The organism is Stenotrophomonas sp. 86428_Sma, from assembly GCF_056481585.1.
In genome coordinates this window covers 4,219,199-4,244,071 of the sequence record NZ_CM151156.1, presented here as the reverse complement: position 1 = coordinate 4,244,071, position 24,873 = coordinate 4,219,199, and the positions used below count along the sequence as shown (strand labels likewise).

The 24,873-nt window shown below is 66.9% G+C and carries 23 protein-coding genes; 17 read left to right on the top strand and 6 right to left on the bottom strand.

Translation table 11 applies throughout. From position 1 onward, the window contains the following. Nucleotides 1-2: 2 nt before the first annotated feature. Together ACZK3J_RS19475 and gnd are read left to right on the top strand one after the other, a co-directional pair. Complete coding sequence (locus tag ACZK3J_RS19475; RefSeq protein WP_478476991.1) at nt 3-1,241, top strand: hypothetical protein; 1,239 nt, start codon at nt 3-5, stop codon at nt 1,239-1,241. 10 nt (nt 1,242-1,251) lie between these two features. Next, nucleotides 1,252-2,157: a phosphogluconate dehydrogenase (NAD(+)-dependent, decarboxylating) gene (gene gnd, locus ACZK3J_RS19470; RefSeq protein ID WP_478476191.1), complete on the top strand. Its 906-nt coding sequence runs from the start codon at nt 1,252-1,254 to the stop codon at nt 2,155-2,157. Between the two features lie 227 nt (nt 2,158-2,384). On the opposite strand, the gene ACZK3J_RS19465 is transcribed toward gnd, so the two are convergent. Next, nucleotides 2,385-3,428 (bottom strand): oxidoreductase, encoded by a 1,044-nt coding sequence (locus ACZK3J_RS19465; protein ID WP_134951137.1) that lies wholly within the window; start codon nt 3,426-3,428, stop codon nt 2,385-2,387. 171 nt (nt 3,429-3,599) lie between these two features. Here ACZK3J_RS19465 and ACZK3J_RS19460 point away from each other — a divergent pair, with 171 nt between their 5' ends. The 7 genes from ACZK3J_RS19460 to ACZK3J_RS19430 all read left to right on the top strand — a co-directional run bounded on the left by ACZK3J_RS19460 (nt 3,600) and on the right by ACZK3J_RS19430 (nt 8,490). Beyond that, nucleotides 3,600-3,983: a BON domain-containing protein gene (locus ACZK3J_RS19460; RefSeq protein WP_006470382.1), complete on the top strand. Its 384-nt coding sequence runs from the start codon at nt 3,600-3,602 to the stop codon at nt 3,981-3,983. Nucleotides 3,984-4,213: 230 nt separating this feature from the next. Beyond that, the gene (locus tag ACZK3J_RS19455) at nt 4,214-6,031 is read left to right on the top strand and encodes a sensor histidine kinase (protein ID WP_164081145.1); all 1,818 of its coding nucleotides are present in this window, start codon (nt 4,214-4,216) and stop codon (nt 6,029-6,031) included. Continuing rightward, on the top strand, nt 6,028-6,468 hold the full coding sequence (locus ACZK3J_RS19450; RefSeq protein WP_005411057.1) for a response regulator: 441 nt from the start codon (nt 6,028-6,030) through the stop codon (nt 6,466-6,468). Before ACZK3J_RS19455 ends, ACZK3J_RS19450 begins: the two co-directional genes overlap by 4 nt. Before the next feature lie 4 nt (nt 6,469-6,472). Beyond that, nucleotides 6,473-7,984, top strand: a complete 1,512-nt coding sequence (locus tag ACZK3J_RS19445) for a hybrid sensor histidine kinase/response regulator (protein ID WP_149908681.1) — start codon at nt 6,473-6,475, stop codon at nt 7,982-7,984. Between the two features lie 40 nt (nt 7,985-8,024). Beyond that, entirely contained in the window at nt 8,025-8,153 is a 129-nt protein-coding gene (locus tag ACZK3J_RS19440) for a hypothetical protein (protein WP_262975182.1), read from the top strand. Nucleotides 8,154-8,193: 40 nt separating this feature from the next. Beyond that, nucleotides 8,194-8,322 carry a hypothetical protein gene (locus tag ACZK3J_RS19435; RefSeq protein ID WP_262975181.1) on the top strand — a complete coding sequence of 43 codons (129 nt, stop codon included), beginning with the start codon at nt 8,194-8,196 and terminating at the stop codon, nt 8,320-8,322. A gap of 39 nt (nt 8,323-8,361) precedes the next feature. Further along, entirely contained in the window at nt 8,362-8,490 is a 129-nt protein-coding gene (locus ACZK3J_RS19430; RefSeq protein ID WP_478476190.1) for a hypothetical protein, read from the top strand. A 75-nt stretch (nt 8,491-8,565) separates the two neighbouring features. On the opposite strand, the gene ACZK3J_RS19425 is transcribed toward ACZK3J_RS19430, so the two are convergent. After that, nucleotides 8,566-9,309, bottom strand: coding sequence for a proteasome-type protease (locus ACZK3J_RS19425; RefSeq protein ID WP_478476189.1), 744 nt, complete (start codon nt 9,307-9,309; stop codon nt 8,566-8,568). Nucleotides 9,310-9,400: 91 nt separating this feature from the next. Here ACZK3J_RS19425 and folK point away from each other — a divergent pair, with 91 nt between their 5' ends. Then, nucleotides 9,401-9,886 (top strand): 2-amino-4-hydroxy-6-hydroxymethyldihydropteridine diphosphokinase, encoded by a 486-nt coding sequence (gene folK, locus ACZK3J_RS19420; protein ID WP_164138662.1) that lies wholly within the window; start codon nt 9,401-9,403, stop codon nt 9,884-9,886. A 31-nt stretch (nt 9,887-9,917) separates the two neighbouring features. On the opposite strand, the gene ACZK3J_RS19415 is transcribed toward folK, so the two are convergent. Further along, the gene (locus tag ACZK3J_RS19415; RefSeq protein ID WP_478468494.1) at nt 9,918-10,655 is read right to left on the bottom strand and encodes a pteridine reductase; all 738 of its coding nucleotides are present in this window, start codon (nt 10,653-10,655) and stop codon (nt 9,918-9,920) included. A 59-nt stretch (nt 10,656-10,714) separates the two neighbouring features. On the opposite strand from ACZK3J_RS19415, the gene ACZK3J_RS19410 reads away from it, so the two are divergent. Beyond that, nucleotides 10,715-11,899: a class I SAM-dependent methyltransferase gene (locus tag ACZK3J_RS19410; protein ID WP_010480950.1), complete on the top strand. Its 1,185-nt coding sequence runs from the start codon at nt 10,715-10,717 to the stop codon at nt 11,897-11,899. Beyond that, on the top strand, nt 11,896-12,288 hold the full coding sequence (locus tag ACZK3J_RS19405) for a VanZ family protein (protein WP_478476188.1): 393 nt from the start codon (nt 11,896-11,898) through the stop codon (nt 12,286-12,288). The genes ACZK3J_RS19410 and ACZK3J_RS19405 overlap by 4 nt, the downstream gene beginning before the upstream one ends. A gap of 255 nt (nt 12,289-12,543) precedes the next feature. Here the strand turns inward: ACZK3J_RS19405 and ACZK3J_RS19400 are convergent, their stop codons facing one another. From ACZK3J_RS19400 to ACZK3J_RS19390, 3 genes are all read right to left on the bottom strand, one after another. Beyond that, nucleotides 12,544-14,901, bottom strand: a complete 2,358-nt coding sequence (locus ACZK3J_RS19400) for a beta-N-acetylhexosaminidase (protein ID WP_134951778.1) — start codon at nt 14,899-14,901, stop codon at nt 12,544-12,546. A gap of 111 nt (nt 14,902-15,012) precedes the next feature. Further along, complete coding sequence (locus tag ACZK3J_RS19395; RefSeq protein WP_134951779.1) at nt 15,013-17,673, bottom strand: TonB-dependent receptor; 2,661 nt, start codon at nt 17,671-17,673, stop codon at nt 15,013-15,015. 143 nt (nt 17,674-17,816) lie between these two features. Then, a complete protein-coding gene (locus ACZK3J_RS19390) occupies nt 17,817-18,833 on the bottom strand; it encodes a glucokinase family protein (RefSeq protein WP_049461491.1) in 1,017 nt (338 codons plus the stop codon). 376 nt (nt 18,834-19,209) lie between these two features. On the opposite strand from ACZK3J_RS19390, the gene ACZK3J_RS19385 reads away from it, so the two are divergent. Genes ACZK3J_RS19385 through ACZK3J_RS19365 form a run of 5 tightly spaced genes read left to right on the top strand, consistent with a single transcriptional unit; the run spans nt 19,210 to nt 24,854 of the window. After that, nucleotides 19,210-20,499: a sugar MFS transporter gene (locus ACZK3J_RS19385; protein WP_032128949.1), complete on the top strand. Its 1,290-nt coding sequence runs from the start codon at nt 19,210-19,212 to the stop codon at nt 20,497-20,499. Between the two features lie 39 nt (nt 20,500-20,538). Next, on the top strand, nt 20,539-21,606 hold the full coding sequence (locus ACZK3J_RS19380; RefSeq protein ID WP_006391719.1) for a LacI family DNA-binding transcriptional regulator: 1,068 nt from the start codon (nt 20,539-20,541) through the stop codon (nt 21,604-21,606). Nucleotides 21,607-21,613: 7 nt separating this feature from the next. Beyond that, complete coding sequence (locus ACZK3J_RS19375; RefSeq protein WP_049400482.1) at nt 21,614-22,642, top strand: SIS domain-containing protein; 1,029 nt, start codon at nt 21,614-21,616, stop codon at nt 22,640-22,642. Then, nucleotides 22,642-23,790 carry an N-acetylglucosamine-6-phosphate deacetylase gene (gene nagA / locus ACZK3J_RS19370; RefSeq protein WP_149908675.1) on the top strand — a complete coding sequence of 383 codons (1,149 nt, stop codon included), beginning with the start codon at nt 22,642-22,644 and terminating at the stop codon, nt 23,788-23,790. Before ACZK3J_RS19375 ends, nagA begins: the two co-directional genes overlap by 1 nt. After that, nucleotides 23,790-24,854, top strand: coding sequence for an acyltransferase family protein (locus ACZK3J_RS19365; RefSeq protein WP_478476187.1), 1,065 nt, complete (start codon nt 23,790-23,792; stop codon nt 24,852-24,854). The genes nagA and ACZK3J_RS19365 overlap by 1 nt, the downstream gene beginning before the upstream one ends. The last annotated feature ends 19 nt before the right edge of the window (nt 24,855-24,873 follow it).

Sequence of the window (24,873 nt, the reverse complement as noted above, 5' to 3'; positions counted from 1 at the left end):
TGATGGGCGTGGCACTCCTGCTGATGCCCGCGCTGGGCATTGCGTCTGCAACGCCGGACTGCACGCAGGGCCTGCTGCAGCGGCTGGGATGGCGCTTTGACGAGGTCACGGCCGGTGCACCACAGGTGCACGGCGGCCCGGTGTGTACACGTTCCTCGCTGGCTGAAGCACAGGCGGCAGGCGATCTGCGCGTGGGGTGGCCGGCCGGAATGTCCGCTGCAGCACGCCAGGCGTTGCTGCAACAGTTGCTGGACGATCCAGCCACGGTCTGCGCCTATGCCTTCGAACTGGGCGCGGCCACGCAACGTGCGGCTTCTGCACTGCAGGACAACCCCACCTTCCGCTTCTCCGGCCCGCAGCTGGGCTGGATCGGCTTCGGCCTGCAGGGCCCACGCGCGCAAGGCTGGCAGCGCACACGCAGTTTCGGTCGTGGCTTCGTGCCGAGCGCGGGTAACAGTCATGCACTGGAGGCGTTCTACAGCGGTGCCGTGCGTGCCGAATGCGGGGTCGGCCGCCAGGTCGCGCAGCTGGCCACGCAACGAGAGCTATATGGTGATGCCGCGTTCGATACGGAGTTCGCAGCGGATGAACTGTCGATCGGCACCTTCCTCGCCCTGCACGAGACCGACAGCATCCTGCTCGGTGCCCACGCGGGCGATTTCTTCGCCGATGGCAAGGCGGTGCGCACCTCGGCGATGGGACGGCAGGCCTTCGTTGGCGTGCCCGGTTTCATCGAGCACGTGTACGACAAAGGCACGCTGGATGATCTGAGCAACCAGGCCGAGAACTTCGTCGTGGTCGAGGTGGGCGAGGGCGCCGCGCAGGCACTGGCTGCGCATGGCGGCCTGGCCTGGTACGACCAGCGCAATGTCGAACTCTGGAAACTCGCGCAGGGCATCCCGCGCATCGGCCAGCGCTACTTCGAGCGCCTGCTGTTCGAGCGCGATCCGAACCTTCGTGCACGGCTGGAACCGCGCTACCACGACACGCTGGCACGCATGGACCAGCTGCTGGACGATCCGTTCTACCAGCAGTTCGTGATCTATGTGCATCCACGCGGTATACGTCCCATCGGCTACCACATCGCCCGCCTGCTCGATCGCAACCCGCGAACGCCGTTTTCGATCGACCTGGCGGTGCACAATCTGCATACCACGCTCTACCGGCGTTGGCGCGAGGCGCAGCTGCGCCACTGCGCGGCTACCGGCAGGCCAGGCAGCCTGACCCTAGACCCCAACTGAAGGTGAAACAATGGATATTGCAATGATCGGCCTCGGCCGCATGGGCGCCAACATGGCCCAGCGCCTGCATCGCGGCGGCCACCGCGTGGTCGGCTACGACCCGGGCGAGGGTGCCCGCCAGCGCGCTGCCGAGGCCGGCCTGGAAGTGGTTGATTCGCTGGCCGCCGCGGTTGCCGCGCTGCCGGCACCGCGCGTGGTGTGGCTGATGGTGCCGGCCGGCGAAACCGTCGACCAGACCCTGGGCCAGTTGACCCCGCACCTGGCCGAGGGTGACATCGTCATCGATGGCGGCAACTCCAACTACCAGGACTCGATCCGTCGCGCCAAGGCACTGGCCGAAGACGATCTGGGCTACGTCGACTGCGGCACCAGTGGTGGCGTGTGGGGCCTGCAGGAGGGCTACAGCCTGATGGTCGGTGGCGAAGCGTCGGTGGTGGAGCAGATCGCACCGCTGCTGCGCACGCTGGCACCGGCCGAAGATCGTGGCTGGGGTCGTGTCGGCCCGTCCGGCGCTGGCCACTTCACCAAGATGGTCCACAACGGCATCGAGTACGGAATGATGCAGGCCTACGCCGAAGGCTTCGCACTGATGGAGCGCAAGCAGGAAATGGAGCTGGACCTGGCCCAGGTGGCCGAGGTGTGGCGCCACGGCAGCGTGGTGCGCTCGTGGCTGCTGGACCTGAGCACCGAAGCCCTCAAGCGCAATCCATCGTTGGATGGCATTGCACCGTACGTGGAAGACTCCGGCGAAGGCCGCTGGACGGTTGTCGAAGCGATCGCACTGGATGTACCGGCACCGGTGATCACCCTGTCGCTGCTGGAACGCCTGCGCTCGCGCGAATCGAATTCGTTCACCGACCGCCTGCTGTCGGCGATGCGCAACGAGTTCGGCGGCCACGCCATCAAGAAATCGTAAGCACCGCGGTGGGGTCGGACCCCTTCGGCGTTGCCGAAGGGGTCCGACCCCATGAAGCCAGTCGAGCATGGCTCGACCCTACAAAAGCCGTCTCCGATGGTTTCCACGTCGATGTGTCGACCAAGGTCGACACCCACCGTCGGACCCCACCCCGCCATCCACGGAATGCCCGCTTTTGACGTTGACGTTGCCGTTGATTCGGCAGGTGCAGGGCGCAGCCCTGCCGGTCACCCCAACGCGATTCGCCGCCCTTCGCGCGCGCTGTCCATGCCGGCCTGCAGCAACCGCATCAGCTGCAGTGCCTGCACCGGGCTGACCGTCGGCTCGCCATCGCCGTGCATCGCCGCCGCGAACTGCGAATACAGCCGCCGGTAGTCGCCCGGCAGGTTGTCCACGGTACTGCGCTGCACATTGTCCTCAGTATCGCAGCGCACCAGCTCGCCGTGCCGTGGGTCGATGCCCCAGCCTGGCGCTCCTGGCGCAACACCGCGCCGCAGCTGTGCCTCCTGCACGTCCAGCCCATGCTTGATCCAGCTGCCACGACTGCCATGCACACTGAAGTGCGGCGTGGGGGCCGCCACCAGCGAACCGGCATGCACGATCGCGCGATGCCTCGGGTAGTGCAGTACCGCGTGGAAGTAATCGATGCCGCTGCCACCTTCGCGTTGCACGGCCAGATCGGCATCGATGGCCTCGGGCCAGCCGAACAGCACCAGCATCTGGTCCAGCAGGTGCGGTCCGAGGTCGTACCACAGGCCGCTGCCCGGTCCGTCCTGCTCGCGCCAGCGGTCGCGCACCTGCGGCCGGTAGCGGTCGAAGTGCGCATGGCACTCGGCCACGTCACCGAGCGCGCCTTCGGCCAGCAGCGCCTGCAGGGTGAGGAAGTCGGCATCGAAGCGCCGGTTCTGGAACACGGTCGCGATGCGTCCGGCATCACGTGCCGCAGCCAGCACCGCTTCGGCTTCAGCGACATCCAGCGCGAACGGCTTGTCGACCAGCACATGCTTGCCCGCGGCCAACGCCGCGATCGCCAGCGGTGCGTGTTGTGCGTTCGGAGTGGCGATCACCACCGCGTCCACCGCCGGGTCGTTGAACACCTCCTGCGGCGTGGCGCGCACGTGCACGTCGCTGAACGCGCGCAGCAACGTGTCGCGCTGCGAACTGACGATGCTGTGCAGCACCAGCCCGGGCGTGTGCTGGATCAGCGGCGCATGGAAGACGCGGCCGGCGAGGCCGTAGCCGATCAGGGCCAGTTGCAGGTCGGGGCGCATGAGACGGCTCCGGCAATGGGGAAGGGCAGGGTAAACGACACCTGCGTACAGGCCAAAACTGAACCGTTGCCGTTGGAATCGCCTCGATTCACAGCGGCATGACCGCAACGCCACGCCTGCTCTACGGCGGCTTGTCCAGACTGGCAGCACATCCCGAAGGAGTACGACACGATGAGCAATACCACCCGCACGCTGATTGCTTCCGCCCTGACCCTGGGCCTGGCGCTGTCCTCCTCGGCTGCATTCGCCAAGGACCCGGCCGCGAAGAGCCCGCCGACCAGCACCCATCCGGCAACCCATGCTGATCGCCATGACTCCAACGAGCCGGTGACCGATACCTGGATCACCACCAAGGTGAAGGCCGATCTGCTGGCCAGCAGCAACGTTCCGGGCACTGAAATCAAGGTGGAAACCGTGAACGGCGTGGTCAGCCTGAGTGGTGCCGTGGCCACCCAGGCCGAGAAGGACAAGGCGGTCACCACCGCCAAGGGCATCAAGGGCGTGACCCGCGTCGATGCCGCTGCATTGAAGGTCAGCGCTGCTGCCAAGCGCTGACCCCGGAGGGCGCCCCGTATGGGGCGCCCACTGCCTGGGTAGAGTCGAGCTTGCTCGACTGCCCTTTGGGTTGCAGCCGAGCACGTCTCGGCTCTACCGTGGGTTTCCGCAACCCGTTCAGCCAACCAGGCTGGAAACTCCAGAGTTGTGACCGCCTGCGCTATATTGCCCGTTCCGCCGCAGCCGGGCCGGTATCGGCCTACGCTCCGCGGCTGTGCTGACGAGGAACTATGGCGCTGGTTTTCAGTGATGACATCTGGGACCGTTGGCGGTTGCCGGCCTTGGCGCTGGCTGCTGCCGCGATCATCGTGGTGCCGTGGTTGACCCTGCGCCAACTGCAGCAGGACAGCGAAGATGCGATGGCCTGGGTCAATCATACCCAGGCCGTGGGTGTGGCCCTGCAGCAGCTGCAGGCCGATGTACGCGATGTCGAATCGGCTGCGCTGACCCTGTCCAAGGGTGTGGATGCGCCTGGCCTGCGCGAGCGCATGGCCAAAGCCAATGACCTTCCCGGCCGCCTGGCTGAACTGGGCCGGATGACCCGCGACAATCCTGAGCAGCTGATCCGCATCGGCCGTATCGAGTCGATGCTGGAAGGGCGCATGGCGCTTGCCCGCGAACTGGCGAAGTCCGAACCCAACAGTGATCAGCGCGAGCTGGTGCAGGACCTGAGCACGCGCTATCCGATCCGTGGCCTGGTGGAGGAACTGCAGGCGAGCGAGCAGACGCTGCTGACACAGCGCGCCGAGCAGGCCGCACGCCAGCGCAAGCAGACCGAGCTGGTGTCGTGGAGTTCGCTGGTGATCCAGCTGGCGCTGCTTGGCCTGGTGCTGTGGCTGCTGCAGCGGCAGATCGGTCGCCGCCTGCATGCCGAACGACAGTCGCTGCGTTCGGCCGCGCGTGCAGCCTCGGTGCTGCAGACCGTGCGTGAGCCGATCGTGCTGCTCGACCGCGACCTGCGTGTGCAGCTGCACAACCCTGCCTTCGCCGAGCTGTACGGGCTGCAGGATGAACGCGCCGATGGCCTGTTGCTGGACACTGTCGGCGACGGTGCATGGAAAGACCCCGTGATGCGCCAGCGACTGTCCGATGTGCTGTTGCGCGGCCGCGAACTGTGGGACTTCGAGCATGAACAGCGCGCCGCCGATGGCATGGTGCGCTACATGCTGCTCAACGCGCGGCGCATGCCGCTGCCGGACACCGACGACGAAGTGGTGTTGCTCACGGTCAGCGACGTCACCGTGCAGCGTGCCGTGCAGCTGCGGGTGGAGGAACTGAACCGCCAGCTGGAAGGCAAGGTTGCGCAGGTGTCCGAGGTCAACAGGGAACTGGAAGCCTTCAGCTACTCGGTGTCGCACGACCTGCGTGCACCACTGCGCCACGTGGCCGGTTTCTCCGACAAGCTGTCGCGCCATCTGGGCGACGCCGCCGATGACAAGAGCCGCCATTACCTGGAGGTGATCTCCAGTTCGGCGCGGCGCATGGCGGCACTGATCGACGACCTGCTGGTCTACTCGCGGCTGGGCCGCGCGGCAATGCGCCAGCAGGCGGTGGACATGCAGTCGCTGGTGGCCGATACCCGCGCCATGCTCGATTCCAACCTGCAGGCCGAGGCCGAGAACAGCGGCCATGCGCACCACGTGGAGTGGAGCATCGCGCCGCTGCCGATCGTGGTGGGCGATGAGAACATGATCCGCCAGGTCTGGCTGAACCTGCTCGGCAACGCGGTGAAGTACTCGGGCAACCGCGAACCAGCGAAGATCCGCGTGGACTACCAGCCACAGCCTGACGGCGGTCATCAGTTCACGGTCAGCGACAATGGTGCAGGCTTTGACATGGCCTACGCCGGCAAGCTGTTTGGTGTCTTCCAGCGCCTGCACAAGGCCAGCGACTACCCGGGTACCGGCATCGGCCTGGCCAGCGTGCGCCGCGTGCTCACCCGTCATGGCGGCCGTATCTGGGCCGAGGCTGAACCGGACGTCGGCGCCACCTTCCACTTCTACCTGCCTCCCGCGATCGATGCGGACAAACAAGGGCCTTCTGCATGACCACTCTGCGCACCATTCTTCTCGCCGAAGACAGCCCGGCTGATGCCGAAATGGCGATCGACGCCCTGGAAGAGGCGCGTCTGGCCAACCCCATCGTGCACGTCGAGGATGGCGTGGAAGTGATGGACTACCTGTTGCGCCGTGGCGCCTTCGCCAACCGCGAGGAAGGCCTGCCGGCGGTGCTGCTGCTGGACATCAAGATGCCGCGCATGGACGGCCTGGAGGTGCTGCGGCAGATCCGCGAGCACGAAGAGCTCAAGCGCCTGCCGGTGGTGATCCTGTCGTCCTCGCGCGAGGAAAGCGACCTGGCCCGCAGCTGGGACATGGGCGTGAACGCCTATGTGGTCAAGCCGGTGGACGTGGACCAGTTCTTCGGCGCGGTGCAGACCCTGGGCAAGTTCTGGGCGTTGATCAACCAGGCACCGGAACTCGAGTGAGCCCATGCCCCTGACCGGTCCCGCCCTGGGGGCGCTGCGCATCCTGCTGGTGGAAGACTCACCGGAAGATGCCGAGCTGATGTCCGAACAGATGCTCGACGCGGGCCTGGAGGCCCGTTTCGAGCGTGTCGAAAGCGAGGCCGAACTGCGCCAGGCACTGGTCGCGTTCCAGCCGGACATCGTGCTGTCCGACCTGAGCATGCCGGGGTTCTCCGGTGATGACGCGCTGCGCATCGTGCGCGAGACCTCACCGGAAGTGCCCTTCATCTTCGTCTCCGGCACCATGGGTGAGGAGAACGCGGTGGCGGCGCTGCAGAAGGGCGCCAACGATTACATCATCAAGCACCTGCCGGCGCGCCTGCCGTCGGCGGTGGCGCGTGCGATCCGCGATGCACGCAGCGCCATAGAGCGCGCGCGGGTGGAAACCGAACTCATGCGCGCGCAGCGCCTGGAAAGCCTGTCGCTGCTTGCCGCCGGCCTCAGCCACGACCTGCGCAACATCCTGCAGCCGCTGCTGATCATGCCGGACCTGCTGAAGGCGCGCACCGAGGATCCGCAGCTGCACCATCTGGCCGATGTCATCGCCGAGTGCGGCCGCCGTGGCCACGAGATGGCCGAGTCGATGCTGTCGTTCGTGCGCGGCTCGCGCAAGCCGAGCGAGCGCATCGAGATCGATGGCCTGTTCGATGCGGTGGCGCTGCTGTTGCGCAGCAACGTGCCCGATGCGGTGCGCCTGGAGTTGCAGGTGCAGGACGAAGGTCTGGTGGTCGACGCCAACTACACCGAACTGCAGCAGGTGATGCTGAACCTGGCGCTCAACGCGATCCAGGCGATGCCCAACGGCGGGCGCCTGAGCCTGACTGCCAGCCATGCCGGCCAGCGCGATGGCGTGGACTGGATGCAGATCTGCGTGGCCGATGAAGGCATCGGCATGGATGCGGACACGCTGTCGCACCTGTTCAATCCGTTCTTCACCACCAAGGCCGATGGCACCGGCCTGGGGCTGATTTCCTGCAAGCGCATCGTTGAAGGCGCCGGTGGCAGCATCCACGTCAACAGCCAGCCGGGGCAGGGCACCTGCTTCGAGCTGCGCCTGCCGATGCATGAGGCCATCGATGGCAGCGAGCCGATCGAGCAGCTGGTGGCGCTGGGCAGTGGCCAGTCGATCCTGGTGGTTGACGGCGAAGCCACGCGCCTGTCGCTGCTCGGCAACGCGCTGTCCAGCCAGGGTTACCAGTTGCAGCTGGCCTCCGATGGCCCGGCGGCGTTGCGCTGGATGCAGCAGGAGGCGATGCCGGCGCTGGTGATTGCCGATGCCGGCTCCAAACTACTGCCGGCCAGCCAGCTGCTGGGCGAGATGGCCACGCTTGGCTACCGCGGTCCGGCGCTGGTGCTGGAGGATCCGGCGGTGCCAGTCGCGGCGGACGCGTTCCCGGCCGGTGTGGAGGTGCATGTGTTGCACAAGCCGCTGCAGATGCAGCAGGTCTTCCGCGCGGTGGCTGAAGCGCTGGGCTGATGCCGCGGTAGTGCCGGCCGCTGGCCGGCATCGCCGTGCGATGGGATCACTGCGGTTGCCGGCCAGCGGTCGGCACTACCGGTCCCCGGTTTCCCTGGAGATGCGTGGCTGGTATTGGCCGCTGCCGATGCAGCAGGTCTTCCGCGCGGTGGCCGAAGCGCTGGGCTGATGCCGCGGTGGTGCCGGCCGCTGGCCGGCATCGCCGTGCGATGGGATCACTGCGGTTGCCGGCCAGCGGCCGGCACTACCAGTCCCCGGTTTCCCTGGAGATGCGTGGCTGGTATTGGCCGCTGCCGATGCAGCAGGTGTTCCGCGCGGTGGCCGAAGCGCTGGGCTGATGCCCGGTAGTGCCGGCCGCTGGCCGGCATCGCCGTGCGATGGGATCACTGCGGTTGCCGGCCAGCGGCCGGCACTACCGGTCCCCGGTTTCTCTGGAGATGCGTGGCTGGTGTTGGCCGCTGCCGATGCAGCAGGTGTTCCGCGCGGTGGCCGAAGCGCTGGGCTGACGCCCCGGTAGTGCCGGCCGCTGGCCGGCATCGCCGTGCGATGGGATCACTGCGGTTACCGGCCAGCGGCCGGCACTACCGGTCCCCGGTTTCCCAGGGGAACCGCGGCAGCGCGTCCACCGCCTGTTCCAGCCGCCGCGACCAGTTCTGGTGAATATCGGCATACAACGCCGAATCCGCGCCCAGCCGCAGCTGCTGGCCGATGCGCAGCTCGCCGTCGCGCAGCAGCGCCAGATCGATCGGCAGGCCCACCGACAGGTTGGAACGGATGGTGGAGTCCAGCGAGACGATCGCCGTACGCGCGGCATCCTCCAGGTGTGTGGCCGGGCTGAGGATGCGGTCGAGGATCGGCTTGCCGTACTTGGACTCACCGATCTGCAGGTAGGGCGTTTCCGGCGAAGCAGCGATGGCGTTGCCGAGCGGGTAGATCATGTACAGCCCGGGCCGCTCGCCGGCGATCTGGCCGCCGAAGATCAGCGTGGCCTGGGTATTGACCCCGTCATGGCCATGTTCGCTGTGGCTGCTGTGCACCTGGCTGTCCACCAGCAGTTGGCCGACGTACTCGGCGGCTTCGAACAGGTGAGTCATGTCGCGCAGGTTGGGCGTGCGCCGTTCGCCGGCATCGCGCCCCAGGCGCGACACCAGCAGCTGGGTGGTGGCCAGGTTGCCAGCCGCCATCAGCACGTAGGCTGCCTGGCCGGGGTACTCGAACACGTGCAGCTTGCGGTGCACGCGCACATCGTCCAGCGAGGCATTGGTCCGGGTGTCGGCAGCGAAGACCAGGCCCTCGTCCACCTCGATTCCAACGCAATAGGTCATGTCGGTGCCCTATCATGTGCGTCCCGGATTGTAGGCAGGCCGCCGTGATGACGGCATGTCCACGCCCCCCCAAGTGCCGTCACCTGAACGCATGACCACCGTGCTCCTGAGCCTGGGCAGCAACGTCCAGCCCCGTCGCTACCTCCACGCCGCGGTGACGGCCCTGCGCGAGCGCTTCGGCGCACTGCAGGTATCGCCGGCCTACCGTACCGCCGCGGTCGGTTTCGATGGCCCGGCCTTCCTCAACAATGCGGTGGCGATCGAAACCGACCTGCCGCTGCAGGAACTGGACGACTGGCTGCATGCGCTGGAAGACGCGCACGGCCGCGACCGCAGCGGGCCGCGCTTCTCCGATCGGACCCTGGACATCGACGTGGTGTTCTACGGGGATCTGGTGGTGGAAGGTCCCGGCCACCTGCGCATTCCGCGCCCGGAGCTGAAGCACGCCTTCGTGCTGAAGCCGCTGGCCGACATCGCGCCGGGCTTCATCGACCCGGTCAGCGGGCAGGACCTGGCAACGCTGTGGCGTGCGCACAGACAGTTTGGCGAGGCGTTCGAGGTGGTGGACCTCGGATGACGGAGGTTGCCGGCCAGCGGCCGGCACTACCTCAACTGACCGTACGCCCACCATCCACGCGCAGGGTGTGGCCGGTGACGAAGCTGGCTTCGGCCACCAGCCAGTAGACCGCCTCGGCGATCTCCTCGACCGTGCCGATCCGTGCCAGCGGCGTGCGTGCCAGCAGCGCTTCGCGGGCGAAATCGTCCTTGCCCTGTTCCGGCCACAGGATCGCCCCCGGCGCTACCGCATTGACCCGCACTTTCGGCGCCAGCTCCAGCGCCAGCGAGCGGGTGGCCATCTCCAGCGCGGCCTTGGCCATGGTGTAGGCGATGTGGTCGCGCATCGGGTCGGTGCCGTGCAGGTCGGTCAGGTTGATGATGCAGCCCTGCTGGCGGCGCAGGTAGGGCGCCGCCGCCTGTGACAGCAGCAGCGGCGCGCGCGCATTGACTGCATACAGCTCGTCCATCGCCTCGGCGGTGACCTGGCCGAGTGGGGTGGGGAAGAAGTTGGAGGCGTTGTTGACCAGTGCATCCAGTCGCCCGAAGTGGGTGACGGCCTGCTCCACCAGGTCGGCCAGGGCGTCGGCGTCACGCAGGTCGGCCTGCAGGGCCAGCACGCTGCCGGGGCGCACGTTGTCGAAATCGAACGCGGCCTGCTGCAGCTCGGCGCTGGAGGTGTTGGCATGCAGCACCACCGACCAGCCGCAGGCGTGGAACTGGCGGGCGATGGCCGCACCGATCCGGCGCGCGCTGCCGGTGATCAGGACCACGGGGTGGGTGTCGCTCATCTAGGGTCCTCCAAGGCTCGGCTATCCTGTGCACCATTGTCACCGCATTCGAAGACGCCATGCAGCCCACCTTCCCCTTGCCCGAAGCCGATGCCCTGGCCCACAGCGACCAGCTGGCCGCCGCCCTGCGCGCCGAAATCCTTGCGCAGGGCGGGGCAATGCCGTTCTCCCGCTTCATGGAGCTGTGCCTGTACACCCCCGGCTGGGGCTATTACAGCGCCGGCGCCAGCAAATTCGGCGGCAGTGGCGACTTCACCACCGCGCCCGAGCTCGGCAGCCTGTTCGCCGGCAGCGTGGCCAATGCGCTGGCACCGGTGTTCGCCCAGCTGGGTGCGCAGGCGCGGATGCTGGAACTGGGCGGTGGTACCGGCGCCTTCGCCGAAGCGGTGCTGCTGCGCCTGGCCGAGCTCGACGCGCTGCCGTCGCGCTACGCCATCCTCGAACCCAGCGCCGACCTGCGCGAGCGCCAGCAGCAGCGCCTGCAGCAGAACCTGCCGGCCGAGCTGGCCGCGCGCGTGGACTGGGTCGACCGCCCGTTCGAGGAGGACTGGGAGGGCGTGGTGTTTGCCAACGAGGTGATCGACGCGCTGCCGACCCCGCGCTTCCTGATCCGGGATGGCGAGGTCTACGAGGAAACCGTGGAGCTGGATGCCGAAGGCAACTTCATCCGCGGCGCGCAGCCGGCCGACATCCTGCTCAATGGCGCGGTACGCCACATCGAGCGCTATCTGGAAAAGCCCTTCGCCGAGGGCTACCGTTCCGAAGTGCTGCCGCAGCTGCCGTACTGGCTGCAAGCGGTCGCCGGTGGCCTGCAGCGTGGCGCGATGCTGTTCGTCGACTACGGTTACAACCGCGGCGAGTTCTACCAGCACGACCGCGACGATGGCACCGTGCGTGCGTTCTACCGCCACCACGTGCACAACGACGTGCACCGCTGGCCGGGCCTGCAGGACATCACGGCGTCGGTGGATTTCACCGCGATGGCCGAGGCCGGCATGCACGGCGGTTTCGAGCTGGCCGGTTACTGCAGCCAGGCCAGTTTCCTGCTTGGCAACGGCCTGGACCAGGTGCTGCTGCTGGCCGAGGAACGCACCGATGAGGTCGGCCGCATCCAGCTGCGCGACCAGGTGAAGAAGCTGACCCTGCCGACGGAAATGGGCGAGCGCTTCCAGGCCATCGGCCTGCAGCGAGGCGTCGACTTCGAACCGGCCTTCGAGCTGGGTGACCTGAGCTGGCGCCTGTGAGCCACGCGTTGCCGGTGATCAAGCCGCTGCGGCGGCCCCGGCTCTGGGCCGCGCTGTGGGCGGCGGCAGTACTGCTGGTGATCGTGGTCTGCCTGATCCCACCACCGCCGATTCCGTTGCCGGAAAACAGCGACAAGGGCGAACACTTCCTCGCCTATTTCATCCTGGCCGGCAGCGCGGTGCAGCTGTTCCGTCGGGGCCGCCCGCTGCTGTGGGTGGGCGTGGGCCTGGTGCTGATGGGCATCGGCATCGAGTTCGTGCAGGGCGCGCTGACCAGCAACCGCATGGCCGACCCGATGGATGCGCTGGCCAACACCATTGGCGTGCTGGCCGGCATGGCCACCGCACTGACCCCGATGCGCGACCTGCTGCTGCGCTGGCGCGGATAAAGGCGTGCCAACCAAGGTTGGCACCCACCTGTAGATCCACGCCATGCGTGGATGGAATCAGTAGATCCACGCCATGCGTGGATGGAATCCGTAGATCCACGCCATGCGTGGATGGAATCAGTAGATCCACGCCATGCGTGGATGGAATCAGTAGATCCACGCCATGCGTGGATGGAATCAGTAGATCCACGCCATGCGTGGATGAACTGCCCGGGGTGCCGACCAAGGTCGGCACCCACCAGGACAGACCTGCCGTCATTTCCCCAGCGTGACCTCATCCAGCACCCACATCGCCGGGCGCGTGTCGCCGGTGAAGTTGATGCACAGGTCGCCGTTACCCTGGGTACCCTTCGGCAGCGTCGCACGCAGGGTCACGAAGCCATCGGCATCGGGCTTGGCCGGCAACGCTACTTCGGCCAGCACCTTGCCGCTGCAGTCGCCGCGACGCACCTGCATCTCGCCATGCGCGCGCTTGGCCTTCTCGAAGCGACGCTTGGGCTCGTCGTGGGCCAGCTGGAAGTAGTACGGAATACGGCCCGCGCGGACTTCCACGCTGCCGACGCCGTCCAGCTGTGCCTGTGGCCAGCGCCAGCACGGCTGGAAGATGTCCACGTTGAACACCGCACGCGTTCCCTCGCGCGGGCCATCGTCTTCCAGGCGCAGCACCAGGCCCTTCTTGCCCACGCAGCTGAGCAGTTCATCACTGCGGCGGCTGAGCAGTGATTGCGCAGTGAAGTCCGCAACCGTCGGCTTCGCGGCCAGCATCTGGCCCTGGTAGAACGCGGCGGCCTGCACGGCGGCGGGCAGCTGCGCCGTCAGCGGCTGCTGGTACAGCGGCGACTGCGCGGTCACCGGCTGTCCGTCGGTGCGGTAGCGCACCTCATAGCCCAGCGGATTGGCCAGCGACACGGTCACGGTGTTCTTCGCACGATCATCGGTGTAGTCCACGCCTACTTCAAACGGGGTCTGCGCATAGGCCAGGCCCCAGGCACGGTAGCGCTGCAGCTGTGCCGGCAGGCGTGCGAGGAAATCGCGGAAGTCGCGATGTTCCGGCGTGCTCCAACCGGTCTCGGCCACGGCGGCCAGGCGCGGGAACAGGTTGTGCTGCAGGCGCGCATAGCTGCGCGTGTGCTCGGTGAACATGTTGGCCTGCAGGCCGAGAATGTGCCCGCGCTTGTCTGCGGCCAGTTCGGCCGGCACCGGCTCGAAGTTGTAGAGCTTGCCGAGATTGACCTGGGTTGGGCGGCCAGGCGGTTCGTTCGGCGAGGCAGTCTGCAGGTAGTCCAGGTACAGGTAACCCACCGGCGACATGATCACGTCATGGCCGGCACTGGCCGCAGCGAGGCCACCTTCGGTGCCCTGCCACGACATCACCGTGGCCTGCGGCGGCAGACCACCTTCGAGGATCTCATCCCAGCCGATCAGGCGCCGGTCGTGTTCCTCCAGGAAGGTCTCCAGGCGCTTGATGATGTGGCTCTGCATGGCCATCTCATCCTTGATGCCCAGCGCACGCATGCGCTGCTGCACCTGCCTGGAGGCTTCCCACTGGTCCTTCACTGCCTCGTCGCCACCCACGTGCACGTACTTGGCCGGGAACAGTTCGATCACTTCCTCCAGGACGTTCTCGAGGAAGCTGACGGTGCTGTCTTCCACGTTGAACAGGTTCGGGAACACGCCCCATTCGCTGATCGGCTTCAGCGGGGTATTGATCGAACCCAGTTCCGGATACGCGGCGATCGCTGCGGTCGCGTGCCCCGGCACATCGATTTCCGGAATCACCTGGATATGCAGCTTCGCGGCATAGGCGATCACTTCGCGGATCTGGTCCTGCGTGTAGAAGCCGCAGTACGGATGCTCCTGGCCGCTGACCGGATCGATGCCACCGTCGCCGGCCGGCAGGCGGCAGCTGCCCACTTCGGTCAGCTTCGGGTAGCGCTTGATCTCCATGCGCCAGCCCTGGTCATCGGTGAGGTGCCAGTGGAAGGTGTTGAGCTTGTGCGCAGCCATTGCGTCGAGCACGCGCTTGATCTCGTCAAGGCTCTGGAAATGCCGTGCCGAGTCGAGCATGAAACCGCGCCAGCTGAAGCGTGGCGCATCCTGGATCTGCACCGCTGGCAGCACCCCATTGCTGCCGCCGGTGGCGAGCTGGGCGAGCGTGGTCGCGCCATAGAACAGGCCGGTTTCGTTGCCGGCCTGCACCAGCACGCCCTGCGCGGTGCTTTCCAGCGTGTAGCTTTCGCCGCTGTCGCGGAAGGTGGGCACGATCTGGAAGCGGATGCTGCCGGTCTTGGCTGCAGCCTTGCCCTTGGCCAGGACCAGGCGCGGGCCACCACTGCGGGCCAGCAGGTCGGCAAACTGGGCGGCGACGCGCTGCGCGACTTCGCCTTCGGCCTGCAGCACGGTGTCGGCGCGGACGGTGATGCCGCTGCCCTGGCCGCGCTGCACGGTGGCCGGGGCCGGAATCAGCATCAGGCTGCCGGCACGCAGCTGCGGGCCAGGAGCTTCAGCGGCGGGCGTGGGATCGGCGGCGAGTGCCGGCATCGCCGGCAGCATCGCGAACAGGCTGCCCAGCAGCAGTGCGCTGCGCATCCGGGCGCGGGAAAGCTTGACCATCGGAACGACTCCTTGGAACGGTGCGATGAACGCTATACATGAAAAACGCCGGGCCCGGAATGACCCAGGCCCGGCGTGCGTGCACGACTCGGCGATGTTGCCGCCGCTGGATCAGTACTTGAAGCGGAAGTTGAGGTAGTACTGGCGGCCGTTGCTGTAGAACGAGGTCGGGATGGCCGCGGTCTGGTAGTACTTGTAGGTCGGGTTGTTGAGGTTGAGCGCATCGAAGCTGATGCTCAGCCAATCGGTGGCCTTGTAGCTCAGCGATGCCGACAGCGTGCCGAAGTCATCCTGGTAGTACGGGTTGGCACCGGACAGGCCGATCAGGAACGACGAACGGCGCGTGTAGCTGACGCGTGCACCGAAGGTGTCGTTCTCGAAGTAGGCACCCACGTTGTAGGTGTTCTTCGAAGTGCCCAGCAGGTTGTCGGTTCCATCGGCCCAGGTGTGCTCGGTGCTGCCATCAGCGTAGGTGTAGTTCGCGTTGACGCCGAAGTACTCGCCGATCGGCTGCTCGTAGGCCACTTCGATACCGCGCACCTTGCCATCGGCGTTCTTCGGACGCGAGATGTCGTACTCCTCGAGCTGGTTGGTCAGCTCGCTGAACAGCATCTGCTTCTCGGTGCTGAAGGCCACGTAGTCCTTCAGGCGCATCGAGTACGCACCAACCGACAGCATGCCGCGCGGCATGAAGTACCACTCCAGGTTGGCGTCGAAGTTGGTCGAGATCACCGGCTTCAGTTTCGGATTGCCGCCGCCGCCCTTTCGGTTCAGATCCGAGCCGTACGAAGACGCACCCAGTGCGGAGTAGTCGGGCAGGGTCTGGGTCTGCGAGGCGGCGAGGCGCAGCACCAGGTCGTCGCGCAGGTCGTACTTGAAGTTCGCGCTCGGCAGCACGCGGTTGTGCTTGTTCTCGAAGGCTTCGCGGGTCCACGCACCGAACAGGCTCTTCACGTCCGGCACGGTCGAGCCCATGGCGGTGGCGTAGGTATCGATGTCCTGCTTGATGTTGACGTAGCGCAGGCCGACGTTACCGCTCCAGCGGTCGCCGCTGAAGTTGCCCTGCACGTAGGCGGCGAAGTTCTTTTCGGTCACCTTCCATTCGGCGCCATAGTTGTGGCGGCCATCCGGACCGTCATTGCCCGACAGCCATTCGGAGTTGTTGGTCACCGCATTACGCAGTGCTGCCGGAGTGTAGTACCAGATGTTGCGTGGGAAGTTGCCGCCGATGTCGCCGGCGAAGCCACCCGGGTAGTTGGCGGTGGGGCTGCCGCGCAGGGCGTCCCAGATGTTGCCTGGGGTGGCGCCTTCCGGCGACTTTGCTTCACGCGTGTGGTCGGCGTAGCGCGCGCCGAAATCGATCGAGCTCAGCACGCCTGCGTTGAAGTACTGGCTGAAATCGACGTTGGCCCACTTTTCCTTGTCGATCGCAGTGACCTGCTGGTTGCCCCAGGTGCCGCCCCAGCTGGCGCCGGCAGGGCTGATATCGCCCCCCACATTCCAGTCCACCGGCGAGCCGTTGCCATGGGTGGTCCAGCTGGCGCCGCCACCCTTTGCAGTCAACAGCTCGGCGATGTACTGGCGCGGCGTTTCGCCAGTGCCCTTGGTGGTACCGGCCTGGAACTTCGCAGTCAGGTTTTCGCTGACCTGCCAGTCGGCATCCAGGGTGATGTAGTTGGTCTTGGCCGTCGACTCGCGGTAGATCATGTCGTACACCGCGTAGTTGGTGTCGGGCATGCCCTTGTAGCTGGCCTGCGTCAGCACGCCATCCTTCACCACGTAGCCCGGATCAGGCGCCTGCGACTTGCCGAAGCTGTTGCCGAACATCATGAAGTTGCGGTTGTAGTTGTTGGCTTTCAGCTTGGAGCTGAAGCCGCTGAGCACGAAGCTCAGATCATCGGTCGGCTTGAACTGCAGCGAGACCAGGCCACCGGTGCGCTTGCGGGTCTGCTCGAACAGGGTTGAGCCCAGCAGGCCCGGAACCTGTACGCCGAGCAGATCCGGGTTGGTCTTGGCCACCGGATCGTTGGCTTCGATAGTGAAGAAGCCACCCGGAATTTCCTGCGCTTCGCGGCGCAGCTCGCGCTTCTGGCTGAAGGCCTGCAGCATCACGCCGAAGGTGCCTTCATCGTTCTTGTAGTTGAACAGCGCCGACAGCTGCGGGTCGTTCGACTTGGCCTGGTCCGAGCGCACCGCGCCGATCGAGCCTTCCGCGGTGAACTGCTTGGAGAATTCCAGCGGCTTGCGGGTGATGATGTTGACGGTACCGGTGGTGCCGCCGTCCTGCAGCTTGGCCTGCGAGGACTTGTTCACTTCCACCGAGCTGACCAGTTCCGACGGCAGCAGCGAGTAGCTGACGCTGCGGCCGACGTTGTTGCCCTGGCTGAGCACGAACCAGTCGGCCGAGCCGACGGTATGGCCGTTGATCAGGGTCTGGGTCAGGCTCGGGCTGGTGCCGCGCAGGCTGACACGGTCGGCTTCGTCGAAGCCGCCTTCGTCGGCGCTGGACGAGCTGATGTTCACACCCGGCAGGCGCTGCAGGGTATCGGCGACGTTGTGCGCGGGCAGCTTGCCCACGTCTTCGGCGGTGACCACTTCCACGCGCGCATTGGCTTCGCGCTTGGTATCCAGCGACTTTTCCATCGAACCACGGATGCCGGTGACCTGCACGGTATCCAGGTCGGTGGCGGTCTGGGTGGCCTGCTGCGCGTGCGCGCTGAACGCGAGGCAGCTGACGATGGCGGCCGAAAGCAGGGTCTTGCGGGTGTTCATGATGTCTCTCCTCATCACTCGATTGGATGCCGGCGGCGGTGTTCGATTACGGTTGCGATGACATGCGCGGGGCGGCGGCGAAGTCCCGTGCGTTGGCGTGCCACGTACTGCGTGCTGCGATTGCGTTGAAGCCTGTTGCGGTGTCAGGCGGCCGACTGCTGCAGGTACCAGCTGGCAGCGCCGACCACGCCCAGCTGGCCGTGCTCGACGACCTTCACCGGGATGCGTGCCAGCGCTTCGCCCATCGGTCCCTTCTGCAGGTAGCGTTCGACGAAAGTGCTGGCGTGCAGGTATTCACGGATCTGCGGCAGGATGCCGCCGGCCAGGTAGACGCCACCGTGGGCGCCGTAGAACAGCGCCATGTCGCCGATGGTGCTGCCGAGCAGGCCGCAGAACACATCCAGCGCCTGGCGCGCATGTGCATCGCTGTCGGCCATGGCCGCAGCGGTGACCGCGTCGGGGCTGGTCAGGCTCGGCGCCTGGCCCTGCAGTGCGCACACCGCGCGGTACAGGTTCATCAGGCCCGGGCCGGAGATCGCGTGTTCGATCGACACGTGCGCGCGGTCGCGCTGCATGTGGCGGACGATGGCCATTTCCAGTTCGGTGCTGGCGGCCAGGGTCGGTTGCCCGGCTTCGGTCGGGAGCACGACCGGGCCGTGCGCGGTGGGGATCCACAGCGCGGCGCCGAGGCCGGTGCCGGGGCCGACCACCAGGGTCGGGCCGCGGGCGGCGGTTTCCGGTCCGCACAGGTGCAGCACGCCACTGGCGTCAACCTGCGCGGCGGCGTAGGCCACGGCTTCGAAGTCGTTGACGATGTAGACCCGCTGCAGGCCGACGTCGGCTTCCACCTGGCGCGCCGACAGCGGCCACGGCAGGTTGGCGGTGATCACCGTACCGTCCTCGCGGGCGTAGCCGGCACTGGCGACCACGCAATGCGTGGGCCGCGGGCCTTCGCCGAGGAAGTCGGACAGGATCGCGCTGAGGCCGGCATGGTCGGCGTTGCGGTACTTGCGGTACTCCAGCACCTGCACCGGATGGGCGGCATCACCGCTGGCCTGGACCCGGGCCACGCGCACATGGGTGCCACCGACGTCGGCGGCCAGGAACGTCGGCGCGACTCGGGACAGGACATGGGCCGGGGCGGGGTGGCTGGCGGTCACGCGGGCTCCTGCTGCAGGTGGGGCCGGCCCCGGGATCGGGGGCGGCGATTGGGGCGGAGTCTGTAACCCCGCTGACAACGATGTCAACGAGTTCGTGACACTTTCGTTGCTGCATCGCAACGAATGCGACATGCAGTAAACGTTTACATGGCGTGAGTGCGGCTTTCACGTGGGAACCGTTGCCGCACATGGGCCAAGGCCTTCGGCGCATTCAGCACGATGCGTTGCGATCGGGTTGCGCAGTGCAGCACGAGGTTCACAGGGCTGCGTGTGGAAGTTGACAAACCGCAGCTGTCCATCGAAAGAATGTGACAACGTTGTTCCCAGCCACTCTCCGACGCCGCGTTCTGCGGCCGTCGCCGCAGGAGCCCTCCTGATGTCCGCCGTCCCCGCTGCAAGCGCGCGCCCGAACGTGGCCACCTCCATCGCCATCGTTGGCGTGTTGTTCTTCCTGATCGGCTTCTTCACCTGGCTCAACGGCCCGCTGATCACCTTCGTCAAGCTCGCCTTTGAACTCAGCGAGGTCGGCGCCTTCCTGGTGCTGATGGTGTTCTACCTGTCCTACTTCTTCCTGGCCCTGCCGGCGTCGTGGATCCTGCGCCGCACCGGCATGAAAAAGGGCCTGAGCCTGAGCCTGCTGGTGATGGCCGGTGGTGCTGCGTTGTTCGGTGAGTTCGCCACCCAGCGCTGGTACCCGGGCGCGCTTGGCGGCCTGTTCGTGATCGGCAGCGGCCTGGCCCTGCTGCAGACTGCGATCAACCCCTACATCTCCATCCTCGGCCCGATCGAGACGGCGGCACGCCGCATCGCGCTGATGGGCATCTGCAACAAGATCGCCGGCATGCTGGCGCCGGTGCTGATCGGCACGCTGGTGCTGCACGGCATCGGTGACCTCGATGCACAGGTGCAGGCCGCAGATGCGGTCACAAAGGCCGCGCTGCTGAACGAGTTTGCCGCCAAGATCCACACCCCGTACCTGGCGATGGCTGCGCTGCTGGTGGTGCTGGCGGTGGCCGTTCTGTTCTCGCCGCTGCCGGAAATCAAGTCGTCCGAAGCCAACGCCACGCCGGCGGCTGCCGGTGCCGCCGAGCGCCGCAGCATCTTCCAGTTCCCGCACCTGTGGCTGGGCGTGCTGTGCCTGTTCGTCTACGTGGGCGTTGAGGTGATGGCCGGTGATGCGATTGGTACTTACGGGCATGGCTTCGACCTGCCGCTGGACCAGACCAAGATGTTCACCTCGCTTACCCTTGGCGCGATGCTGGTCGGCTATGTGGTCGGCCTGCTGTTGATCCCCAAGGTCGTTTCGCAGTCGCGCTACCTGACCATTTCGGCGGTGCTGGGCGTGGTGTTCTGCCTGGGTGCCTGGGCCACCCACGGCTATGTATCGGTGGCCTTCGTGGCCCTGCTGGGCTTCGCCAACGCCATGATGTGGCCGGCGATCTTCCCGCTGGCGATCCGCGGCCTGGGCCGTTTCACCGAAACCGGCTCGGCCCTGCTGGTGATGGGCATTGCCGGTGGCGCGATCATTCCGCAGCTGTTCGCCGTGCTCAAGCAGCACATCGACTTCCAGCTGGTGTTCGTGTTGCTGATGGTGCCGTGCTACCTGTACATCCTGTTCTACTCGGTGGTCGGCCACCGCGCCGGCCTGCCGCAGGACAAGGCCTGATCGGCGATGATGGACGGCAGCCAACCCCAGGGAAAACCCATGCGCAGAGCGACCATCAAGGACGTTGCGGAAAAGGCCAAGGTCTCGCTGAAGACGGTCTCGCGGGTGATCAACAACGAGCCTTCGGTGATGCAGGCCACCCGTGCGCGGGTGCTGCGTGCCATCGCTGAACTCGATTACGAACCCGATCCATCCGCGCGCAACCTGCGCAGCGGCACCACCTTCGTGATCGGGCTGGTCTACGACAACCCGAACCCGTACCACATCATCGGCGTGCAGAACGGCGTACTGGCCGCGTGCCGCGAGACCGGTTTCGGCCTGCAGATCCATCCCTGCGATTCCAGCTCGCCGCTGCTGGCCGATGAGCTGGCCGACTGGGTGCAGCGTTCGCGCCTGGCCGGGTTGGTGCTGACCGCACCGATGTCCGAGCGCCGCGACCTGATCCAGGCACTGACCGCGCGCGGCATCAAGCTGGTGCGCATCATTGCCGCCACCGAAGACCCGGCCGACGGCGCCTGCGTGTTCGTCGACGACCGCGAGGCCGCCTACGAGATCACCGAGCACCTGATCCAGCTGGGTCACCAGCGCATCGGCTTCCTCTGGGGCGGCATCTCGCACCGCTCATCGGGCGAGCGCTATGCCGGTTACGAAGCCGCGCTGAAGGACTACGGCATGACCGTGGACAAGCACCTGGTGGTGCAGGGTGACTACACCTTCGACGACGGTTTCCGGGGCGCACGCCGCCTGCTGGCGCTGCGCGAGCCGCCCACGGCCATCTTCGGTTCCAACGACGAAATCGCCGCCGGTGTGCTGGCCGCCGCCAAGTCGGCCGGCATGAACGTGCCGTATGACCTGTCCATCGCCGGTTTCGAGGACAGCCCGTTCTCGCGCCAGTCGTGGCCGCCGCTGACCACCGCCAAGCAGGCCACCGAAGACATCGCCCGCCACGCCGCGCGCCTGCTGATTGCACAGCTGCGCAGCGACGCCTATGACGATGCGCCGGCACCGCTGCACAACCAGGGCTTCGTGCCGCAGCTGGTGGTGCGCGGTTCGACCGCGCCGATGCGCCCGGCCGGCGCACGCCCCCTTCCTTCCGATCCTGCCTGAGCCTGCCATGTCGCTGTCAGACCCCACGTCCACCCTGATGTTCGCCGAGGCCGCTGAAGCGGCCGACGTGGTCGCGCGCCAGTTCTCGCGCAACCACGCCACCATGGAAACCCTGGCCGCCAGCCTGCGTGCGGCGCCGCCGCCGTTCGTGGTCACCTGTGCACGCGGCAGCTCCGACCATGCCGCCACCTATGGCAAGTACCTGCTGGAAACCCAGCTGGGCCTGGTGGTCGCATCGGCTTCGCCGTCGGTGGGTTCGGTCTATGCCGCACCGCTGCAGCTGCGTGGCGCGCTGTTCATCGTCATCTCGCAGTCGGGCAAGAGCCCGGACCTGCTGCGCAACGCGGAAGCTGCCAAGGCCGCCGGCGCGCGCGTGATCGCACTGGTCAACGTCGAGGATTCGCCGCTGGCGCAGCTGGCCGATACGGTCATTCCGCTGCATGCCGGTGCCGAGAAGAGTGTGGCGGCGACCAAGAGCTACCTGGCGTCGCTGGCCGCGCTGCTGCAGCTGGCTGCCTACTGGAAGCAGGACGCAAGCCTGCGTGCGGCGCTGGACCTGCTGCCGGACGCGATGCGCGAGGCCTGGCAGTGCGACTGGACGCCGGTGACCGAGGGCCTGGTCGAGGCGACCAACCTGTTCGTGCTCGGCCGTGGCCTGGGCCTGGGCGCGGCGCAGGAAGCCGCACTGAAGTTCAAGGAAACCTGCAGCCTGCATGCCGAAGCCTACAGCTCGGCTGAAGTGAAGCATGGCCCGATGGCGCTGGTCGACCGCGGTTTCCCGGTGCTGGCCTTTGCCCAGCCGGATGAAACCGGCGCCGGCACCCGTGCCGTCGTCGAGGAATTCACCGCGCGCGGTGCACAGGTGTGGATGGCCGGTGCCGGTGGCAACCTGCCGGTAGCGGCCGCGCCGCATCCGCTGTGCGCACCGCTGCTGACCGTGCAGAGCTTCTACCGCGCGATCAACGCGCTGGCGCTGCGTCGCGGCTTCAATCCGGATCTGCCGCCGCACCTGAACAAGGTCACGGAGACGGTGTGATGGCAACGGTCCTGCGCAATGCCCGCATCCTGGCAGGCGACGAATTCCGCGATGATCTGGCGGTGGTGATCGAGCACGGCCGCATCAGCGCGCTGCTGCCCGATGCAGCGCCGCAGCTGGGCCAGGCCGCCGAGCAGGTTGATCTGGGCGGTGGCTGGCTGCTGCCCGGTTTCATCGATGTGCAGGTCAATGGTGGCGGCGGCGCGCTGTTCAACAACACGCCGGACGTGGCGGCACTGCGCACCATCGCGCAGGCGCACCGTCGCTTCGGTACCACCGCGATGCTGCCGACGCTGATCAGCGATGACGTGGGCGTGATGCGTGAAGCCATCGATGCGATGCGCGAGGCGATCGCGCAGGGTGTGCCAGGGGTGATCGGCATCCATCTGGAAGGACCGTACATCGCGCCGGCCCGCAAGGGCACGCACGATGCCAGCAAGTTCCGCGTGCCCGACGAAGCAGAGATTGCGCTGGCCGCATCGCTGGACAACGGCGTGACCCTGCTGACGCTGGCACCGGAACGCGTGCCGCTGGAGACCATTCGCGCGCTGGTCGAGCGCGGCGTGATCGTTGCCGCCGGCCACACCGCAGGCACCTATGAAGAGATCCGCGCCGGCCTGGATGCCGGCGTGCGCGGCTTCACCCACCTGTACAACGCGATGTCGCCGCTGCAGGGGCGTGAGCCCGGCGCGGTGGGCGCGGCGCTGGAAGACCGCGACAGCTGGATCGGCATCATCGTCGATGGCGTGCATGTGCATCCGGCCAGCCTGCGCGTGGCGCTGGCGGCCAAGCCGCGCGGCCGCCTGCTGCTGGTGACTGATGCGATGCCACCGGTTGGCGCCGACGATCCCAGTTACGTGCTGTACGGCGAAACCATCACCGCCATCGATGGCGTGGTGCGCAATGCGGCCGGTTCGCTGGCCGGTTCGGCGCTGGACATGGCCACTGCCGTGCGCAACACCGTGCAGCTGCTCGGCCAGCCGCTGGCCGAAGCCGCGCGCATGGCCTCGACCTATCCGGCGCAGTTCCTCAACGTTGACGACCGCCTCGGCCACATCGCCGAGGGCTACCAGGCCGACCTGGTCCTGTTGGATGACGCCCTGCAGGTGCGTGGTACCTGGATTGCCGGACAGTACGAGGCCGCCTGATGAACAGTATGCCGCCACGCCGGCTGGGCTCGATCGATGCCCTGCGCGGCATCACCGTGGCGGCAATGCTGCTGGTCAACAACCCGGGTGATTGGAGTGCGGTGTTCGCGCCGCTGCGTCATTCGGAATGGCACGGCTGCACGCCCACCGACCTGGTGTTCCCGTTCTTCCTGTTCCTGGTCGGCGTGTCGATGGCCTTCAGCGTGGCGCCACGCGCGCTGGACGTGGCCTTACGACCCGCGCTGGCGCGCGGCGTTCTGGAGCGCGCACTGCGCATCCTGGTGGCCGGTGCGCTGCTGCACCTGCTGATCTGGTGGGCGCTGGATACCCATCACTTCCGCATATGGGGCGTACTGCAGCGGATCGCGGTATGCGCGGCGCTGGTGGGCGTACTGGCGGTGTATGCGCGTCCGCGCGCACAGGCGGCCGTACTGGTCAGTCTGCTGGTGGGGTATACCGTGTTGCTGGGCGTCGGCGATCTGGCGCCGTGGACCAATCCGGCCAGTCGTCTGGATACCGCGCTGTTCGCACCGTGGATCTACCAGTGGCATGCCGATACCGGGCTGGGACATGACCCGGAAGGATTGCTGAGTACGCTGGGCGCGCTGGCCAGCACGGTGCTCGGCCTGCTTGCTGGTGGCCTGCTGCGCAACGGGCGTTCGGCGGCATTGGCCGGGCTGGGCGTGGCGACCGCTGTGCTCGGCCTGTTGCTGGCCATCGTGTTGCCGCTGAACAAACAGCTGTGGACGCCCAGTTACGTGCTGTGGACGGGCGGTCTTGCGGCGCTGGCGCTGTGGCTGGGCCACGTGCTGATCGACCAGAAGGGCTGGCCCGCGCTTGGCCGGCGCTTCGGTGTCAACGCGATCACCGCGTACCTGGGGGCATCGGTGATGTCGGTGGTGTTGATGGCGACCGGCGCCTGGGGCTGGATCTGGCAGCAGCTGGCCAACGCGATGCCAAAGTCGTTGGAACTGGCGTCGATGCTGCAGGCACTGGTGTTCGTCGCGCTTTGGTGGGGCGTGGCGTGGTGGCTGGACCGGCGGAAGATCTATCTGAAGATCTGACCCCATTTGCCAACGGCAT

Coding starts and splice junctions, on each gene's coding strand:
- ACZK3J_RS19475 (WP_478476991.1), top strand. CDS start 3: ATGGGCGTGGCACTCCTGCTGATGCCCGCGCTGGGCATTGCGTCTGCA.
- gnd (WP_478476191.1), top strand. CDS start 1,252: ATGGATATTGCAATGATCGGCCTCGGCCGCATGGGCGCCAACATGGCC.
- ACZK3J_RS19465 (WP_134951137.1), bottom strand. CDS start 3,428: ATGCGCCCCGACCTGCAACTGGCCCTGATCGGCTACGGCCTCGCCGGC.
- ACZK3J_RS19460 (WP_006470382.1), top strand. CDS start 3,600: ATGAGCAATACCACCCGCACGCTGATTGCTTCCGCCCTGACCCTGGGC.
- ACZK3J_RS19455 (WP_164081145.1), top strand. CDS start 4,214: ATGGCGCTGGTTTTCAGTGATGACATCTGGGACCGTTGGCGGTTGCCG.
- ACZK3J_RS19450 (WP_005411057.1), top strand. CDS start 6,028: ATGACCACTCTGCGCACCATTCTTCTCGCCGAAGACAGCCCGGCTGAT.
- ACZK3J_RS19445 (WP_149908681.1), top strand. CDS start 6,473: ATGCCCCTGACCGGTCCCGCCCTGGGGGCGCTGCGCATCCTGCTGGTG.
- ACZK3J_RS19440 (WP_262975182.1), top strand. CDS start 8,025: ATGGGATCACTGCGGTTGCCGGCCAGCGGTCGGCACTACCGGTCCCCG.
- ACZK3J_RS19435 (WP_262975181.1), top strand. CDS start 8,194: ATGGGATCACTGCGGTTGCCGGCCAGCGGCCGGCACTACCAGTCCCCG.
- ACZK3J_RS19430 (WP_478476190.1), top strand. CDS start 8,362: ATGGGATCACTGCGGTTGCCGGCCAGCGGCCGGCACTACCGGTCCCCG.
- ACZK3J_RS19425 (WP_478476189.1), bottom strand. CDS start 9,309: ATGACCTATTGCGTTGGAATCGAGGTGGACGAGGGCCTGGTCTTCGCT.
- folK (WP_164138662.1), top strand. CDS start 9,401: ATGACCACCGTGCTCCTGAGCCTGGGCAGCAACGTCCAGCCCCGTCGC.
- ACZK3J_RS19415 (WP_478468494.1), bottom strand. CDS start 10,655: ATGAGCGACACCCACCCCGTGGTCCTGATCACCGGCAGCGCGCGCCGG.
- ACZK3J_RS19410 (WP_010480950.1), top strand. CDS start 10,715: ATGCAGCCCACCTTCCCCTTGCCCGAAGCCGATGCCCTGGCCCACAGC.
- ACZK3J_RS19400 (WP_134951778.1), bottom strand. CDS start 14,901: ATGGTCAAGCTTTCCCGCGCCCGGATGCGCAGCGCACTGCTGCTGGGC.
- ACZK3J_RS19395 (WP_134951779.1), bottom strand. CDS start 17,673: ATGAACACCCGCAAGACCCTGCTTTCGGCCGCCATCGTCAGCTGCCTC.
- ACZK3J_RS19385 (WP_032128949.1), top strand. CDS start 19,210: ATGTCCGCCGTCCCCGCTGCAAGCGCGCGCCCGAACGTGGCCACCTCC.
- ACZK3J_RS19380 (WP_006391719.1), top strand. CDS start 20,539: ATGCGCAGAGCGACCATCAAGGACGTTGCGGAAAAGGCCAAGGTCTCG.
- ACZK3J_RS19375 (WP_049400482.1), top strand. CDS start 21,614: ATGTCGCTGTCAGACCCCACGTCCACCCTGATGTTCGCCGAGGCCGCT.
- nagA (WP_149908675.1), top strand. CDS start 22,642: ATGGCAACGGTCCTGCGCAATGCCCGCATCCTGGCAGGCGACGAATTC.
- ACZK3J_RS19365 (WP_478476187.1), top strand. CDS start 23,790: ATGAACAGTATGCCGCCACGCCGGCTGGGCTCGATCGATGCCCTGCGC.